Source organism: Citrobacter sp. Marseille-Q6884 (assembly GCF_945906775.1).
In the GTDB taxonomy this organism is placed as follows: domain Bacteria; phylum Pseudomonadota; class Gammaproteobacteria; order Enterobacterales; family Enterobacteriaceae; genus Citrobacter.
In genome coordinates, this window is the sequence record NZ_CAMDRE010000001.1 from 2,933,043 (window position 1) to 2,949,741 (window position 16,699).

Consider the following 16,699-nt stretch of genomic DNA (forward strand, 5'->3'; position numbering starts at 1 on the left):
CCCAGTTTTACTTTAGACGCTCTTTTGCGAACCAGGTAGTTTTGTTTGTTTTTTGATCTATTAATGGGTGATATTGTAGTCATACTCGCGCTTTTGAGTGATCGTTCTCACAAATTCCTTTTTTTTTGCAACAGTTCAAAGAAAGTTAAGCGCAGCCCATGTATGTTACGCGCTTTTAAGCGATGTGTGGTTGGCGGGTATGTACGAGTTTAATCTGGTGTTGCTGCTGCTTCAGCAGATGTGCGTGTTTCTCGTGATCGCGTGGCTAATGAGCAAAACGCGTTTATTTATTCCGCTGATGCAAGTCACCATCCGACTGCCGCACAAACTCCTCTGCTATGTCACCTTTTCCATATTCTGCATTATGGGCACCTATTTTGGGCTGCACATAGATGACTCGATCGCCAATACCCGAGCCATCGGCGCGGTCATGGGCGGCTTGCTTGGTGGACCCGTTGTCGGTGGTTTAGTGGGGCTGACCGGTGGTCTGCATCGCTATTCGCTGGGTGGGATGACCGCACTGAGCTGCATGATCTCAACCATCGTGGAAGGCCTGCTCGGCGGGCTGGTACACAGCATGCTCGCCCGTCGTGGTCGTACCGACAAAGTGTTTAGCCCGCTGACAGCGGGCGCAATTACCTTCTTTGCCGAACTGGTGCAGATGCTGATCATTTTATTGATAGCTCGCCCGTTTGAAGATGCGTTTCGCCTGGTGAGTAACATTGCTGCGCCAATGATGGTGACCAATACCGTAGGCGCGGCATTGTTTATGCGTATCTTGCTCGACAAACGCGCCATGTTTGAGAAGTACACCTCGGCGTTTTCTGCCACTGCGCTAAAAGTGGCGGCCTCAACGGAAGGGATTTTGCGTCAGGGGTTCAACGAGGTGAACAGCATGAAGGTCGCCCAGGTGCTGTATGAGGAACTGGATATCGGCGCTGTGGCCATCACCGATCGCGATAAGCTGTTGGCGTTTACCGGTATTGGCGACGACCATCACCTGCCAGGCAAACCTATCTCTTCATCCTATACCCTCAAGGCGATTGAAACCGGAGAGGTGGTCTATGCCGACGGTAACGAAGTGCCTTACCGTTGCTCTTTGCATCCGCAATGCAAATTAGGCTCGACGCTGGTCATCCCGCTGCGGGGTGAAAACCAACGGGTAATGGGGACGATCAAACTGTATGAAGCGAAAAACCGCCTCTTTAGCTCGATCAACCGTACCCTTGGCGAAGGGATCGCGCAGCTGCTGTCGGCGCAGATCCTCGCCGGACAATATGAGCGTCAAAAAGCGATGCTCACGCAATCCGAAATTAAGCTGTTGCATGCGCAGGTGAATCCCCATTTTCTGTTTAATGCGCTCAATACCATCAAAGCGGTGATTCGACGTGACAGCGAGCAGGCAAGCCAACTGGTGCAATATCTCTCGACGTTCTTTCGCAAAAACTTAAAACGCCCGTCGGAGATTGTGACGCTGGCTGATGAAATTGAGCACGTTAATGCCTATTTGCAAATTGAAAAGGCGCGATTCCAGTCGCGTCTGCAAGTGACCCTGACGGTCCCGGAAGCGCTGTCGTACCAGCAGTTGCCGGCATTTACCCTGCAACCGATTGTGGAGAATGCCATTAAGCATGGCACTTCGCAGTTACTCGGTACGGGTGAAGTTTCTATTACCGCCCGACGCGAAGGGTTGTACCTGATGCTGGATATTGAAGATAACGCCGGGCTATATCGACCGACGACAGAAGCCAGCGGACTGGGCATGAATCTGGTTGATAAACGACTGCGGGAGCGGTTTGGTGATGATTTTGGCATCAGCGTAACCTGTGAGCCCGACTGCTTTACCCGAATCACTTTACGACTTCCTCTGGAGGAACAGGCATGATTAAAGTGCTGATTGTGGATGACGAACCGTTAGCGCGGGAGAATCTGCGGATCCTGTTGCAGGAGCAAAGCGACATCGAGATAGTGGGGGAGTGCTCGAATGCGGTTGAAGCCATCGGCGCAGTCCATAAATTACGCCCGGATGTGTTGTTTCTCGATATTCAGATGCCGCGGATTAGCGGGCTGGAGATGGTAGGGATGCTTGACCCGGAACATCGTCCCTATATCGTTTTTCTGACCGCTTTTGATGAATATGCCGTTAAAGCGTTTGAAGAACATGCCTTTGACTATCTGCTGAAGCCGATAGAAGAAGCGCGGCTGGAGAAAACGCTGATCCGTTTACGTCAGGAGCGAACGAAGCAAGATGTATCGGTACTCCCGGAAAATCAGCAGACGTTAAAATTTATTCCGTGCAGCGGTCACAGCCGAATCTACCTGCTGCAAATGGATGATGTTGCATTTATCAGTAGCCGCATGAGCGGTGTCTATGTGACCAGCAGCGATGGCAAAGAAGGGTTTACTGAGCTGACGCTGAGAACACTGGAGAGCCGAACGCCCTTGCTGCGTTGCCATCGACAATACCTGGTGAACATGGCGCAATTGCAGGAGATTCGCCTGGAAGATAATGGTCAGGCTGAGTTGCTGCTGCGTAATGGTCTGACGGTTCCGGTGAGCCGTCGTTATCTGAAGAGTCTAAAAGAGGCGATTGGATTGTAAAACTGATACACTGCGCGCCATTGCATCACAGACAGTTGAAGGCTCTATGCTAAGTAACGATATTCTTCGTAGCCTGCGCTACACCCTGAAAGCGAACAATAATGACATGGTGCGCATTCTTGCGCTTGCTGACATGGAGTCCACCTCCGCGAGTTTCGATACCTGGACGACGAAAGAAGATGAAGAGGGCTTTGTTCGTTGCCCTGACATCATTCTTTCCGGTTTTTTGAACGGCCTTATCTACCAGAAGCGCGGTAAAGATGATTCTGCGCCGGAACTGGCGCTTGAGCGTCGTGTTAACAATAATACGGTGCTGAAAAAACTGCGTATCGCCTTCTCGCTCAAAACCGATGATATTCTGGCTATCATGACTGAGCAGAAATTCCGTGTGTCGATGCCGGAAATCACCGCCATGATGCGTGCGCCGGACCACAAAAACTACCGCGAGTGCGGGGATCAGTTTTTGCGTTATTTCCTGCGCGGTTTGACGGTCAGAGAGCACACAAAGAAGTGATCACGATGCAGGTCTGATGGCGCGACGTTTATCAGGCCAATAAAAAACGCTGCCGAAGCAGCGTTTTTTTATGCGGATTATTTCACCTGTTGACCCGGCTTGGCACCTTCGTCAGGGCTTAACAGGAAAATATCTTTCCCGCCAGGGCCTGCCGCCATGACCATCCCTTCAGAAATCCCGAAGCGCATTTTACGTGGTGCCAGGTTGGCAACCATAATGGTCTGACGACCAATCAACGCTTGCGGATCAGGATAAGCTGAGCGAATACCAGAGAAGACGTTACGTTTCTCACCGCCCAGATCCAGCGTCAGGCGCAGCAGCTTGTCGGAGCCTTCAACAAACTCGGCGTTTTCAATCAGCGCCACGCGCAGATCGACTTTGGCGAAATCGTCAAAAGTGATCGTTTCCTGAATCGGATCATCCGCCAGTGGGCCAGTCACCGGTGCTGCAGTGGCTTTCACCTCTTCTTTAGAGGCCTCAACAAGGGCTTCAACTTGTTTCATATCGATGCGGTTGTAGAGCGCCTTAAAGGTGTTGACCTTATGACCGAGCAGCGGCTGTTGGATAGCATCCCAGTTCAGTTCGGTGTTGAGGAATGCTTCAACACGCTCGCTCAGCGTTGGCAGAACCGGTTTCAGGTACGTCATCAGTACGCGGAACAGGTTGATACCCATGGAGCAAATTGCCTGCAGATCGGCATCACGTCCTTCCTGTTTAGCAACAACCCACGGAGCCTGTTCGTCAACGTAGCGGTTCGCCACGTCGGCCAGCGCCATGATTTCACGAATGGCTTTACCGAATTCGCGGTTGTCCCATGCTTCGCCAATGACCGCAGCGGCGTCGGTAAAGGTTTTGTACAGTGCTGGATCGGCAAGTTCGGATGCCAGTACACCGTCAAAACGCTTACTGATAAAGCCAGCGTTACGGGAAGCCAGGTTGACCACTTTGTTGACGATGTCAGCGTTTACGCGCTGGACAAAGTCTTCCAGGTTCAGGTCGATGTCGTCAATACGGGAAGAGAGCTTCGCCGTATAGTAGTAGCGCAGGCTGTCGGCATCGAAGTGCTTCAGCCAGGTGCTGGCCTTAATGAAGGTCCCGCGAGACTTGGACATCTTCGCCCCGTTCACCGTCACATAACCGTGGACGAACAGGTTGGTTGGTTTGCGGAAGTTACTGCCTTCCAGCATGGCAGGCCAGAACAGGCTGTGGAAGTAGACGATGTCTTTACCGATGAAGTGATACAGCTCAGCATCGGAATCTTTCTTCCAGTACTCATCGAAGCTTACGGTATCGCCGCGCTTATCGCACAGGTTTTTGAAGGAGCCCATATAGCCAATTGGCGCATCCAGCCAGACATAAAAATACTTGCCCGGTGCGTTCGGGATTTCAAAACCAAAATATGGTGAATCGCGGGAGATATCCCATTGCTGCAGGCCGGATTCAAACCATTCCTGCATCTTGTTCGCGACCTGCTCCTGGAGTGCGCCGCTGCGCGTCCATGCCTGCAGCATTTCGCTGAAGGACGGCAGGTCAAAGAAGAAGTGTTCGGAGTCACGCATCTCCGGCGTCGCGCCAGACACGACGGATTTAGGCTCGATAAGTTCAGTCGGGCTGTAGGTCGCGCCACAGACTTCACAGTTATCGCCGTATTGATCCGGAGCCTTACATTTCGGGCAGGTGCCTTTAACAAAACGGTCCGGCAGGAACATGCCTTTTTCCGGATCGTAAAGCTGAGAGATCGTGCGGTTTTTAATAAAACCGTTTTCTTTCAGGCGTGTGTAAATCAGCTCAGACAACTCGCGGTTCTCTTCGCTATGCGTAGAGTGGTAGTTGTCGTAGCTAATGTCGAAACCTGCAAAATCAGTCTGATGCTCCTGACTCATTTCACCGATCATCTGCTCTGGCGTGATCCCAAGCTGCTGTGCTTTCAGCATGATTGGCGTACCGTGTGCATCGTCCGCGCAGATGAAATTTACCTGGTGGCCGCGCATTCGCTGGTAACGGACCCAGACATCAGCCTGGATGTGCTCCAGCATATGGCCGAGGTGGATAGAGCCGTTGGCGTACGGCAGCGCGCACGTTACCAGAATTTTCTTCGCGACTTGAGTCATAGTGGGCAATTACTTCTTTTGTAGTGAAAAGGGCTTTGATAGTACCAAAATGGTAATTACTGCGCCAAGCGATAAGGGCATTTATCCGTAAATGATTAATTGTTGAGGTTGGAGTAAACTACCCAGTGACAATCGAACTTTCAGAACAACAAAAAGGAGTCGGGATGAACGCACAATCCCAGGCCAAATCACCAGAAACCCTGCGCGCGATGGTCGCCGGAACGCTGGCGAATTTTCAGCATTCAACCCTGAAGCATAACCTGACGACGCTAAAAGCGTTGCATCACGTCGCCTGGATGGATGACACATTGCACGTTGAGCTGGTCATGCCGTTCGTCTGGCACAGCGCGTTTGAGGTATTAAAAGAGCAATGCAGTGCCGATTTACTGCGTATCACGGGCGCGAAAGCGATTGACTGGAAGCTGTCGCATAACATCGCGACGCTGAAACGCGTGAAAAATCAGCCGGGAATTAATGGCGTCAAGAACATCATCGCGGTCAGCTCCGGTAAAGGTGGGGTGGGTAAATCGTCTACCGCTGTTAACCTGGCGCTGGCACTCGCGGCAGAAGGCGCGAAAGTCGGTATTCTTGATGCTGATATTTATGGCCCCTCCATTCCGACCATGCTTGGTGCGGAAAACCAGCGTCCGACCTCGCCAGATGGCACGCATATGGCGCCGATTATGTCCCACGGTCTGGCAACCAACTCAATTGGTTACCTGGTGACGGACGATAACGCGATGGTATGGCGTGGCCCGATGGCCAGCAAAGCGTTGTTGCAAATGTTGCAGGAGACGTTATGGCCGGATCTCGATTATCTGGTACTGGATATGCCGCCGGGCACCGGTGATATTCAACTGACCCTGGCGCAAAACATTCCGGTTACCGGGGCTGTTGTAGTAACAACGCCGCAGGACATCGCGCTGATCGATGCGAAAAAAGGCATCGTCATGTTTGAAAAAGTGGAAGTGCCGGTGCTGGGCATTGTTGAGAACATGAGCATGCATATCTGCAGCAACTGTGGTCATCACGAGCCGATCTTTGGCACGGGCGGCGCGCAGAAACTGGCTGAGCAGTATCGCACGCAACTGCTGGGACAAATGCCGCTGCATATTTCCCTGCGTGAAGATCTCGACCGGGGTACGCCGACGGTTATTAGCCGGCCTGACAGCGAATTTACCGCTATTTACCGTGACCTGGCAGGGCGTGTAGCAGCACAGCTCTACTGGCAGGGCGAAGTCATCCCGGGTGAAATTGCGTTCCGCGCCGTTTAATCACTGCTGCAGATATTCACCGCATTAATATATTATTAATGCGGTGAATATATTAAATGAAAAATAACGATTTATTGTTTATCCCGACTGAATAAATCCCCGCGTTTATCTGAAAGAACGTTGTAATCCATCATTTAAATTGATCAAATTCACTCCATTAATCTACAATTTCAATTGGTCTGCGTGGATTCTTTCGCGCACCGTTCACTGAACAAACTGTGTTTATGCTGTTTTACGTTAACTACAGGAATAACGTTAAAAATGAAAAACCGTTTGCAGATGGGAATAATTGTTTTGGCTTATGGAATAGGCTCTCCTGTCTTCGCCTCTGAGACGGCTACATTGACCATTAGCGGAAAAGTGTCGGCCCCCACCTGCAGTACCGATGTGGTAGATCACCAGATGTTGCAACGCTGTGGTAACACAACCCGCTTTTCTAACACTACAGATGCCATTGCAATCACCCCTGTCAGGGGCGTGGTAACCGAAGTGGTGACTGTCCCGGGGGATGCAACCCGGCGGATTGTGTTAAATCGTTACGACTAAAAAACATCCTATTGTATAAGCTCATTATTTTTATGAATAATGAGCTTATATTTATTTATGCTAAATATGATTTTATGGACAGTTAATTTCATTAATTTATTAATTGTAGCCATAATGATAAGTGCAAATTATTTGTTGCAACTATATTGCTTGTTGTTATTTGTTTTAAATCAATAAAACAATGTCTTTACATTGCGATAACGATCTTCCTATGCGAATTTAATTCCAGGAGTTAACCACTCTTAACAAATAGAAATTAATTCATTAAGGAAGATACTATGAAACGTTCAATTATTTCTGCTGCTGTGCTGTCTGCTGTATTTATGAGCGCTGGGGCTTTTGCTGCTAATAGTGATACTGGGATATTAAATATTGTTGGCACAGTAGTTGGTACATCCTGTCAGTTTGTGTCAGGGAATAGTTCCGAAGATGTTGTTTTAAACCAGGTTGAAACGAATAAATTAAATGGTTTAACTGCTGGTGAGATCTACACACCGATCAAAGAACAAACTAAACACCTCAAAATTTATTGCCCAGATATTGAAGAAGGTAAAGTTCTGAATATTACTGTCAAAGCGCCAAATTTAGATGAGAATGGCGTTATTGGAAACACTTTAAATGATGGTGCTAAAGGTGTCGGTTTTGCTTTGAGGTATAAAAATAAAGCTGTTAATCATAGCTCAAATAGCATTGCCGTCGAAGTTGGTGAATTTGATTCAGATAAGACCTATATGATTCCACTGGATGTTTATTATGCCAAACAAAGTGATACATCTGTTACTTCTGGGGATGTGAACGCCACTGTCACACTACAGGCTGCATATAATTAGTTGTGTAGGCCGGCATAATTTGCCGGCCTTTTATAAGGTGGTCAACCATGAAAAAAATTTTTCTTTTTTCGCTGTTTTTTATTTCAACAGCAAATGCCGGTGTAGTCATTTACGGTACCCGCGTTATCTACCCCGCTGAGAAAAGTGAAGTACTGGTGCAACTGATGAACCAGGGTACGCGCTCTTCCCTGGTTCAGTCGTGGATTGATGATGGCGACACATCGTTACCGCCAGAAAAAATCCAGGTGCCTTTTTTGCTCACTCCGCCGGTGGCAAAAGTTGCAGGGGATTCAGGCCAGCAACTGAAAATTAAAAAAATGCCGAACAGGTTACCGAATGATAAAGAGAGCTTGTTTTATCTTAATGTCCTGGATATTCCACCAAACAATCCTGAAAGTGCAGGGAAGAACGTACTGAAATTCGCCATGCAAAATCGCATTAAACTTTTTTACCGACCTAAAGGTATCTCACCCGTTAATAAAAATACTTTTCAGAAGTTAATAATAAAACGAAGTGGCAACGACTTTATCATTAAAAATGATGCGGCCAATTGGGTTACCATCACCGAGGTGAAAGCCAGTAATGTTAAAATAAACAATGAAAGTATGATGCTCGCACCCTTATCCAGTCAGACTGTAAAATTAAAGAACGTGAATGCCAGTCAGTATAATCTGACCATTATTGACGATCACGGTAATTATATTAGCGATAACGTCAGCCTAAAATAACAGGAGCTGATTATGTTAAGGATGACTCCGCTTGCTTCGGCGATATTGCTGTTGCTATTTGGCATTGATGCCCACGCCACAGAAGAAACCTTTGATACCCATTTTATGATGGGCGGAATGAAAGGTGAGAAAGTCTCTGATTTTCGCCTGGATGATAATCAACCGTTACCGGGGCAATATGATGTTGATATTTACGTCAACAAGCAGTGGCGCGGCAAGTATGACATTACCGTTAAGGATAATCCAAATGACAGCTGCTTAGCGCGTGAAACCATCGCCCGGTTAGGGATTAACACTGACGCTTTTGCTAAAACGGACAATTGTCTGACGCTGAAGCAGACAGTGCAGGGGGGAAGTTATACCTGGAATATTGGCACGTTTCGTCTGGATCTCAGTGTTCCCCAGGCTTTTGTGGATGAACGGGAGAATGGCTATCTTCCCCCGGAAAACTGGGATCGTGGTATTAATGCCTTTTATACCTCGTATTACGCCAGTCAGTATTACAGCGATTATAAAGATTCGGGTAATAGCAAAAGCACCTATGCCCGTTTTACCAGTGGGTTAAATCTGCTGGGTTGGCAGTTGCATTCCGATGCCAGCTATAACAAAACCGATAACAGCAGCGGTGAGTGGAAAAGCAACACCCTGTATCTGGAACGCGGCATCCCGCAAATTTTGGGCACTCTGCGTACCGGGGATATGTATACCTCATCAGATATTTTTGATGCAGTGCGCTTTCGTGGCGTACGGTTGTATCGCGATATGCAGATGCTGCCAAACTCAAAGCAGAATTTTACGCCGCGGGTTCAGGGGATTGCGCAAAGCAACGCGCTGGTCACCATCGAACAGAACGGCTTTGTCGTTTACCAGAAAGAGGTTCCGCCTGGCCCGTTCTCTATTGCTGATTTGCAGCTGGCAGGTGGCGGTGCGGATCTTGACGTCAGTATCAAAGAGGCTGACGGATCGGTGACAACGTATCTGGTACCGTATGCCGCCGTGCCCAATATGCTGCAACCCGGCGTATCAAAATATGATTTTTCCGCCGGGCGGAGTCATATTGAAGGAGCCAGTGATCAAACCGACTTTGCACAAATAAGCTATCAGTACGGCCTGAATAACCTGTTAACGTTATACGGCGGTACGATGCTGGCGGATAACTATAATGCGTTCACGTTGGGTATCGGCTGGAATACGCGTATTGGCGCGATTTCCGTCGACGCGACCAAATCTCACAGTAAGCAGGATAATGGCGTATTTGATGGGCAGAGTTATCAAATTGCCTATAACAAATACCTGACGCAAACGGCGACCCGTTTTGGTCTGGCAGCGTATCGCTATTCATCACGGGATTATCGTACGTTTAACGATCATGTTTGGGCCAACAATAAAAGCAGTTACCAACGCGATGAAAATGACGTTTATGACATCGCGGATTATTATCAGAACGATTTTGGGCGTAAAAATAGCTTTTCTGCCAACGTCAGTCAGTCTTTGCCAGAAGGATGGGGATCGTTATCACTTAGTACATTATGGCGCGATTACTGGGGGCGCAGCGGCAGCAGCAAAGATTATCAGTTGAGTTATTCAAACAGCTGGCAGCGTCTCAGCTATACCTTTTCTGCCAGTCAGACGTATGACGAAGATCATCATGAAGATAAGCGCTTTAACGTCTTTATTTCCATTCCCTTTAACTGGGGGGATGATATTACGTCGCCGCGCCGACATCTGTATGTCTCTAACTCAACCACGTTTGATGACGACGGTTTTGCCTCTAACAATACCGGAATTTCCGGCACGGTAGGCAGTCGCGATCAATTTAATTACGGCGTCAATTTAAGCCACCAGCGTCAGGATAGCGAAACGACGGCGGGTGCCAACCTGACGTGGAATGCACCGGCGGCGACGCTCAACGGTAGTTACAGCCAGTCACCAAAATATTTGCAAAGCAGCGGCAGTATTTCTGGTGGCCTTGTGGCCTGGTCTGGCGGTGTTAATTTGGCTAGCCGCCTGTCAGAAACCATTGCGGTGATGCATGCGCCGGGTCTGGAAGGCGCCTATGTGAATGGGCAGAGATACCGCACCACCAATCGTAACGGCGTCGTGGTCTACGATGGCCTGACTCCTTATCGCGAAAACCACCTGACGTTGGACGTTTCCAGTACTGACAGTGAAACCGAGCTGCAAGGAAACCGGCGCAGTACCGCACCGTACCGGGGGGCGGTAGTACTGACAACGTTTGAAACCGACCAACGAAAACCGTGGTATATCCGGGCGCTGCGCCCTGATGGCTCACCTCTGACGTTTGGCTATGACGTTGAAGATAGCCACGGACACAATATTGGTGTGGTTGGACAGGGGAGTCAGTTGTTTATCCGCACCAATGAGATCCCACCTGTTGTTAGCGTAGCGGTAGATAAAGAAAAAGGACTTTCATGCTTAATCACCTTCGATAAAGCGATTGATGAAAGTAAAGTTTATAGTTGTCGGTGAGGGGTAAGTATGCGATTTATTATATTGTCAATTCTGTTTGTTTTAAGTTTTCAAGCCAGATCTTATTGTTTTAGCCTGAGTTCAAGTAGTGCGGCGACCCAGTCAATAACAATAGATTTAGATGAAGCAGTACTAAACGGTTCCACGGATACCAATAATTTATCTTTTAATTTTAATCCTGGTGTTAGCTTCACATGTATATCTGGGACTCAAAGTTTGACCGCATCTGTTGAAAATGAACAAAATCCCAATCAAGTTTTTAAGGTCGTTTTAGAGGATGGGATTCATTTTGTTTTCGTTTCTGTTGATTTGGTTATTTCTTCTATAGGAAAAAGTATTGAAATTCCACTTTTGAGTTCATTGCCAGCAGATAAAATAAATTCCTCAGGGATTACATATAAAGTTACATATAAGTTACTAAATTCCTACAGTGGAGTAATAACGGAAGCTAATGTTAACACTCAAAAGGAAATGAAAGAAGCTATAGGGTTCAAAGAAGGTGTTTTTTCATCAGGATATATGAAGCAGAAAGTAAATTTGAACTTCAAGTTTACGAATACAACATGTGAATTCTCAGATCAGGTAGTGTCTATTTCTCCAATTCCTCTAAAGGATGTACAGAATGATGAGTTCAAATATCCAGTGGGTGAATTTCCAGAGTTTAATTGCAATTCTAAATTGGGTTTCTCCACAAGTAATATTAGATATAAGTTTGCATCTGATTCGGCTCAGGAGAATGTCTTAATCAATGAATTAGATAAGAATTCTGGTGGGGCCGGAAATGTGGGTTTTCGAATTGCAATGAATAATAAAGAAGTTAACTTGAATAATAATTCTTTCACTCTAATCTCTCGAGGGGAAACGATGGCAAGTGATAGAATTCAACTTCCAATAAAATTCAAATATTCCTCATATGGAGATGGTAAATTCACATCTGGAACAGTATTAAGCAGAGTGAAGATAATTACATCATATGATTAACTAAAATAATAGGATTAACGCACTCCCCAATAAGAACGAGTGCGTGTCTTCTTACCTATGATAAAAAATCTCGCCGTCGTAGGCTTTAATGATCTTTGCATCGGCGTCATTGACCAGCACGTACGCGCCACCCATGTAGGTCCAGTGGGTGCCTGCGGTCGGTGCGGGCAGGTTGCGCAGGTTCCACTGTTTAATGGTGTATTCTTCGGTGAGATACAGTGGCGGAACTTTGTCACCGGGTTTGAAATGGGTGAAGTCAGCAATAAAGCTGCTCAGCTCATACTTATCGATACCGGTGGGGGCAGCTGTTGCAGCCGGCGCGGCCCAGACGACACTGCTCCCAAGCAAGAGTGCACCCAGCAACATTTTATTCTTCATACCCATCCTCTCTACTTATTCGGGGTCATCAAAATCAATCGTGTATCATTCCTGGCATACAGGACATCTGACAAGCACTATTTTGTGATTACTCCAATAAATTCGTAAAAAGTGTAAATGAAAGTGGTGGTATGCGGCAACGTTGACCCGTCATTTGACGCCAGAGCGCCACGAAGATGAAGGCTTCTTTGCAGGACTCCGGCTGAGTTCTATGCTTGATACGAAGGCAAATCGCGCGCCATCAGTCTCCATGCTTTCGGGGTCATCCCTGTTTCACGCTTAAACACGTGATTAAACGCGCTCACCGACGTATAACCCAGTGAGTGAGCTACTCCGGCAATTTGCTCTGACCCCTCACTCAACGCGTGTTCAGCAAGACGCATACGCCATTGTGTCAGATAGGCGATGGGCGTCATCCCCGCGATCATCCTGAATTTTTTGGCAAAGGTCGTGCGAGACATTGCGCAAGATTTCGCAAGGTCTTCAAGATGCCAGTTACGCGCTGGATCTTCATGCATCTGCTGCAATGCCGGGGTCATACGTTTATCCGCAAGTACTCGCAACCACCCGGAGGATAGCGTATCGCCGGTTTGCAGAAAGGCTCTCAGGATATAAATAAACAGTAACTGGGCCAACTGAGCGGATGCCAACTGTGAACCGGCTTGTACATTGCGTCGCTCCTGCACCAGTTGATCGAGTAACCAGCGAAAAGAGGTGGCCTGGTCAGATGCGGCAGGTATATGAATCCACGGAGGAAGAACATGCATGAGCAGTTTCCCACTTGTCGGATTGAGTAGTATATGACCCCCCATATGTTCAAAGCCATCACCCTCCCCAACATGAATATGCTGTTTACCTGCACCGGAAAAGACATTCATGGCGTCAATCGGTTCAACATCCGGGTGGCTTGCCAGAATAAACGATCGCTTTGCGCTCAGCAGACCGACATCGCCTGCGGAAAAACGAATCGGGGCAGATTCGCCGTCCAGAATGACCCAACAACTTCCTTTGATAATGGCGAAAAACTTGATTTTGTCCGGCGCAGGAAAGCGCAGCGACCAGCGGCCACCCGCGGTAAAACCCCCCGTTACCAGAGACTGAGCCTGCGTTAATTTGATAATGTCAGAAAAAGGATCGCGATACATTCCCGTACTCTCACGCAATTAATGCGTACGATTAGGTATTCATCGTACCAAGATTACCCCTTAAGCTGCTTAGAACAAAACGAATTCGACATAACGTAAAGAGGCTTAACTTTTATGAGCAAGGAAATCGTCCTGGTCACAGGGGGAACGGGGTTTATTGCACAGCATTGCATTATTGCCCTGTTGAAAAACGGTTATACCGTTCGAACGACAGTGCGTTCACTGAAACGTGAAGCTGAAGTGCGACAACAGTTGAAGCAAGGTGAGGTAGAGGAAAATGCCAATCTGACGTTTGTAGTCGCTGATTTGATATCCGATGAGGGCTGGGCAGATGCAGTCGCTGGCTGTGCTTACGTCATGCATGGCGCTTCGCCGACACCCACTGGTGATCAGGTAACAGAGGCTGACTGGGTGCAACCGGCAATTGAAGGAAACCTGCGTGTGCTGCGCGCCGCACGTGATGCGGGGGTAAAGCGTGTTGTACTGACGTCGGCATTCGGTGCGATTGGTGTGGGGCATCCCGTGGGGTACCGCCGCCCGTTTGATGAAACTGACTGGAGTGATGTCAGTGGTGATGTCTGGCCATATCAAAAATCAAAAACGCTTTCGGAGCGCGCAGCCTGGCATTTCATCGAGGAAGAAGGGCGTGGTCTTGAACTTTCGACTATTAATCCTGTTGCGGTATTAGGACCCGTGCTGGGAGCCGATTACTCGCATTCCACCCGGATAATTAAAAACATGCTGGAAGGTGAGTCGGGTTGCCCGAATATCAACTCTTGCTTTGTTGATGTCAGGGATGTGGCTAATTTACACCTACTGGCGATGACTCACCCGGCCGCTAAGGGAGAGCGATTTCTTGCAAGTTCCGGTAACAGTCTGACCCTACTGCAGGTGGCGCAGACGTTGTGCGATCGCATGGGGAGTGAGGCCCGCAACGTATCCACTCAGAGATTGAGTGATGACGAGGTACGTACCGCCGCCAACAAAAATCCCGTTATGCTGGGGATGGTCAAACTGCTGGGGGTCGATATGAATGTGACGCATGCGAAAGCCACAAACCTGCTAGGTTGGATGCCTCGCGCACCTGAAGAGGCCATAATCGCAACCGCGAAAAGCTTACTTGCGCTTGGTCTGGTGAAAATCAATTAAGCCTTCTTCTGATGATCTTTTGCCGTGTCATAGCGTTCAGGCATTAAGCACCCACAAGATGCGAATAATTTGCGTAGTGTGATGGAGAAGAAAAGAGAATCACACACGCATTCGTTCTCGGGTAGGGTATCGTCGGGTGGGGGCGATAGCAGGGCTGATGGGCTTGCATCAGCACGTCACTTCCCATAATCTTGCAAAAAGTAAGCTAATTTGTACCAAACGACTCGGGGTGCCCTTCCTTGTGAAGGCTGAGAAATACCCGTACCACCTGATCTGGATAATGCCAGCGTAGGGAAGTCTGACACTGCTCGTGTCCCTTCTTCGCGCGGGCAGGAGCTGAACTATGCAGCCTGACCTGCACAGCCGCACGCTTGCGGCTCACACGTTACATCATTTTAGAACGCTTTCCCCGCTGACACATTGTATGACCAACGAGGTTGTACAGAGCTTCACCGCCAATACTTTACTGGCTTTAGGTGCTTCACCTGCCATGGTGATTGAACCGCAAGAGGCCAGCCAGTTTGCGGCGATGGCCAGTGCGCTACTGATTAACGTCGGTACCCTCACTCAGAGCCGCGCGACGGCAATGCGCGCGGCGGTTGAACAGGCCCATCTGACTAAAACGCCCTGGACACTTGATCCTGTCGCCGTAGGCGCACTGGAATACCGTCGCCGTTTTTGCCTGGACTTACTCGCGCTTCGTCCTGCCGCCATTCGCGGCAATGCCTCAGAAATCCTCGCGCTGGCGGGAATGAACGGCGGTGGACGCGGCGTAGATACCACTGACACAGCCATCGCGGCGCTTCCGGCGGCGCAGGCGCTGGCGCGTCAGATTGGCACCGTGGTTGCGGTTACCGGAGACGTGGATTACGTCACCGACGGTCAGCGTATCGTGAGCGTGAATGGCGGCGATCCGCTGATGACACGCGTGGTCGGCACCGGATGCGCCTTGTCAGCGGTCGTGGCAGCCAGCTGTGCGTTGCAAGGCGATCGACTGGATAACGTCGCGTCCGCCTGTAGCTGGATGAAACAAGCCGGGCAAATCGCCACTGAACACTCGACAGGACCGGGCAGTTTTATTCCGGCATTTCTCGACGCCTTATATAACCTGAACGCGCAGGAGCCAGCATGAAACGGATTAACGCACTCACTATCGCCGGAACCGATCCCAGCGGCGGCGCAGGTATTCAGGCAGATTTGAAAACCTTCTCGGCGTTGGGCGCCTATGGCTGTTCGGTGATCACGGCGCTGGTGGCGCAAAATACGCGCGGGGTGCAGTCGGTTTACCGGATTGAACCTGACTTTGTCGCCGCGCAACTGGATTCCGTATTCAACGATGTACGCATCGACACCACCAAAATCGGCATGCTGGCGGAAACGGATATTGTTGAAGCGGTCGCCGAGCGTTTACGCCGTCATCAGGTACAAAATGTCGTGCTGGACACGGTTATGCTGGCGAAAAGTGGCGATCCGCTGCTTTCGCACTCGGCGGTAGAAACGCTCCGCACCCGTTTGTTGCCGCAAGTCTCCATTATTACGCCGAACTTACCGGAAGCGGCAGCGCTGCTTGGGGCATCGCATGCGCGAACAGAACAGGAGATGCTTGAGCAGGGACGAGCGCTGCGTGCGCTTGGCTGTGACGCTGTCCTGATGAAAGGTGGTCATCTGGATGACGCACAAAGCCCGGACTGGCTGTTTACTCGTGATGGCGAGCAGCGCTTCACCGCCCCCAGAGTCATGACTAAAAATACGCATGGTACGGGTTGTACGCTGTCGGCGGCGCTGGCGGCGTTGCGTCCACGCCATGCGAACTGGGCAGACACAGTGCAGGAAGCCAAGCTGTGGCTCTCCGCGGCGCTGGCTCAGGCAGATACGCTGGAAGTGGGTGAAGGGATCGGTCCGGTGCATCATTTCCACGCGTGGTGGTGATGACGATAAATGCGTATACTGGC

The 16,699-nt window shown here is 49.3% G+C and carries 15 protein-coding genes and 1 riboswitch; of the genes, 12 read left to right on the forward strand and 3 right to left on the reverse strand.

What is annotated here, in order from left to right:
• Nucleotides 1–199: 199 nt before the first annotated feature.
• Genes N7268_RS13875 through N7268_RS13885 form a run of 3 tightly spaced genes read left to right on the forward strand, consistent with a single transcriptional unit; the run spans nt 200 to nt 3,115 of the window.
• Nucleotides 200–1,885, forward strand: coding sequence for a sensor histidine kinase (locus N7268_RS13875; protein WP_260863329.1), 1,686 nt, complete (start codon nt 200–202; stop codon nt 1,883–1,885).
• A complete protein-coding gene (gene btsR / locus N7268_RS13880) occupies nt 1,882–2,601 on the forward strand; it encodes a two-component system response regulator BtsR (protein WP_198904652.1) in 720 nt (239 codons plus the stop codon). Before N7268_RS13875 ends, btsR begins: the two co-directional genes overlap by 4 nt.
• 46 nt (nt 2,602–2,647) lie before the next feature.
• Nucleotides 2,648–3,115 (forward strand): DUF1456 family protein, encoded by a 468-nt coding sequence (locus N7268_RS13885; protein WP_260863330.1) that lies wholly within the window; start codon nt 2,648–2,650, stop codon nt 3,113–3,115.
• 77 nt (nt 3,116–3,192) lie between these two features.
• Here N7268_RS13885 and metG read toward each other — a convergent pair whose 3' ends face one another.
• On the reverse strand, nt 3,193–5,226 hold the full coding sequence (metG, locus tag N7268_RS13890; RefSeq protein WP_260863331.1) for a methionine--tRNA ligase: 2,034 nt from the start codon (nt 5,224–5,226) through the stop codon (nt 3,193–3,195).
• 164 nt (nt 5,227–5,390) lie between these two features.
• On the opposite strand from metG, the gene apbC reads away from it, so the two are divergent.
• The 6 genes from apbC to N7268_RS13920 all read left to right on the forward strand — a co-directional run bounded on the left by apbC (nt 5,391) and on the right by N7268_RS13920 (nt 12,075).
• The gene (gene apbC / locus N7268_RS13895; protein ID WP_213133893.1) at nt 5,391–6,500 is read left to right on the forward strand and encodes an iron-sulfur cluster carrier protein ApbC; all 1,110 of its coding nucleotides are present in this window, start codon (nt 5,391–5,393) and stop codon (nt 6,498–6,500) included.
• 261 nt (nt 6,501–6,761) lie between these two features.
• Nucleotides 6,762–7,046 (forward strand): YehE family protein, encoded by a 285-nt coding sequence (locus N7268_RS13900; protein ID WP_260863332.1) that lies wholly within the window; start codon nt 6,762–6,764, stop codon nt 7,044–7,046.
• Between the two features lie 278 nt (nt 7,047–7,324).
• Nucleotides 7,325–7,876: a fimbrial protein YehD gene (gene yehD / locus N7268_RS13905; RefSeq protein WP_260863333.1), complete on the forward strand. Its 552-nt coding sequence runs from the start codon at nt 7,325–7,327 to the stop codon at nt 7,874–7,876.
• Nucleotides 7,877–7,923: 47 nt separating this feature from the next.
• Entirely contained in the window at nt 7,924–8,604 is a 681-nt protein-coding gene (locus N7268_RS13910; RefSeq protein WP_260863334.1) for a fimbria/pilus periplasmic chaperone, read from the forward strand.
• 12 nt (nt 8,605–8,616) lie between these two features.
• Nucleotides 8,617–11,094 (forward strand): fimbrial biogenesis outer membrane usher protein, encoded by a 2,478-nt coding sequence (locus N7268_RS13915; RefSeq protein ID WP_260863335.1) that lies wholly within the window; start codon nt 8,617–8,619, stop codon nt 11,092–11,094.
• Nucleotides 11,095–11,103: 9 nt separating this feature from the next.
• Complete coding sequence (locus N7268_RS13920; protein ID WP_260863336.1) at nt 11,104–12,075, forward strand: hypothetical protein; 972 nt, start codon at nt 11,104–11,106, stop codon at nt 12,073–12,075.
• A gap of 51 nt (nt 12,076–12,126) precedes the next feature.
• Here N7268_RS13920 and N7268_RS13925 read toward each other — a convergent pair whose 3' ends face one another.
• Both N7268_RS13925 and N7268_RS13930 read right to left on the reverse strand, forming a co-directional pair.
• On the reverse strand, nt 12,127–12,459 hold the full coding sequence (locus N7268_RS13925; RefSeq protein WP_260863337.1) for an RcnB family protein: 333 nt from the start codon (nt 12,457–12,459) through the stop codon (nt 12,127–12,129).
• A gap of 203 nt (nt 12,460–12,662) precedes the next feature.
• Complete coding sequence (locus N7268_RS13930; RefSeq protein WP_260863338.1) at nt 12,663–13,598, reverse strand: AraC family transcriptional regulator; 936 nt, start codon at nt 13,596–13,598, stop codon at nt 12,663–12,665.
• Nucleotides 13,599–13,712: 114 nt separating this feature from the next.
• Between N7268_RS13930 and N7268_RS13935 the strand changes: the two genes are divergently transcribed.
• The 3 genes from N7268_RS13935 to thiD all read left to right on the forward strand — a co-directional run bounded on the left by N7268_RS13935 (nt 13,713) and on the right by thiD (nt 16,676).
• Nucleotides 13,713–14,747 carry an SDR family oxidoreductase gene (locus N7268_RS13935; protein WP_260863339.1) on the forward strand — a complete coding sequence of 345 codons (1,035 nt, stop codon included), beginning with the start codon at nt 13,713–13,715 and terminating at the stop codon, nt 14,745–14,747.
• A 215-nt stretch (nt 14,748–14,962) separates the two neighbouring features.
• Nucleotides 14,963–15,059: riboswitch (TPP riboswitch) on the forward strand.
• 31 nt (nt 15,060–15,090) lie between these two features.
• Nucleotides 15,091–15,879 carry a hydroxyethylthiazole kinase gene (thiM, locus tag N7268_RS13940; protein WP_260863340.1) on the forward strand — a complete coding sequence of 263 codons (789 nt, stop codon included), beginning with the start codon at nt 15,091–15,093 and terminating at the stop codon, nt 15,877–15,879.
• Entirely contained in the window at nt 15,876–16,676 is an 801-nt protein-coding gene (thiD, locus tag N7268_RS13945; protein ID WP_260863341.1) for a bifunctional hydroxymethylpyrimidine kinase/phosphomethylpyrimidine kinase, read from the forward strand. Before thiM ends, thiD begins: the two co-directional genes overlap by 4 nt.
• The last annotated feature ends 23 nt before the right edge of the window (nt 16,677–16,699 follow it).

Excerpts from the sequence above, each read along its gene's own strand:
- N7268_RS13885 (WP_260863330.1), top strand. The coding sequence starts at position 2,648 with ATGCTAAGTAACGATATTCTTCGTAGCCTGCGCTACACCCTGAAAGCG.
- N7268_RS13925 (WP_260863337.1), bottom strand. The coding sequence starts at position 12,459 with ATGGGTATGAAGAATAAAATGTTGCTGGGTGCACTCTTGCTTGGGAGC.
- N7268_RS13900 (WP_260863332.1), top strand. The coding sequence starts at position 6,762 with ATGAAAAACCGTTTGCAGATGGGAATAATTGTTTTGGCTTATGGAATA.
- metG (WP_260863331.1), bottom strand. The coding sequence starts at position 5,226 with ATGACTCAAGTCGCGAAGAAAATTCTGGTAACGTGCGCGCTGCCGTAC.
- thiM (WP_260863340.1), top strand. The coding sequence starts at position 15,091 with ATGCAGCCTGACCTGCACAGCCGCACGCTTGCGGCTCACACGTTACAT.
- apbC (WP_213133893.1), top strand. The coding sequence starts at position 5,391 with ATGAACGCACAATCCCAGGCCAAATCACCAGAAACCCTGCGCGCGATG.
- N7268_RS13875 (WP_260863329.1), top strand. The coding sequence starts at position 200 with ATGTACGAGTTTAATCTGGTGTTGCTGCTGCTTCAGCAGATGTGCGTG.
- N7268_RS13930 (WP_260863338.1), bottom strand. The coding sequence starts at position 13,598 with ATGTATCGCGATCCTTTTTCTGACATTATCAAATTAACGCAGGCTCAG.
- thiD (WP_260863341.1), top strand. The coding sequence starts at position 15,876 with ATGAAACGGATTAACGCACTCACTATCGCCGGAACCGATCCCAGCGGC.
- N7268_RS13915 (WP_260863335.1), top strand. The coding sequence starts at position 8,617 with ATGTTAAGGATGACTCCGCTTGCTTCGGCGATATTGCTGTTGCTATTT.
- N7268_RS13910 (WP_260863334.1), top strand. The coding sequence starts at position 7,924 with ATGAAAAAAATTTTTCTTTTTTCGCTGTTTTTTATTTCAACAGCAAAT.
- N7268_RS13935 (WP_260863339.1), top strand. The coding sequence starts at position 13,713 with ATGAGCAAGGAAATCGTCCTGGTCACAGGGGGAACGGGGTTTATTGCA.
- btsR (WP_198904652.1), top strand. The coding sequence starts at position 1,882 with ATGATTAAAGTGCTGATTGTGGATGACGAACCGTTAGCGCGGGAGAAT.
- N7268_RS13920 (WP_260863336.1), top strand. The coding sequence starts at position 11,104 with ATGCGATTTATTATATTGTCAATTCTGTTTGTTTTAAGTTTTCAAGCC.
- yehD (WP_260863333.1), top strand. The coding sequence starts at position 7,325 with ATGAAACGTTCAATTATTTCTGCTGCTGTGCTGTCTGCTGTATTTATG.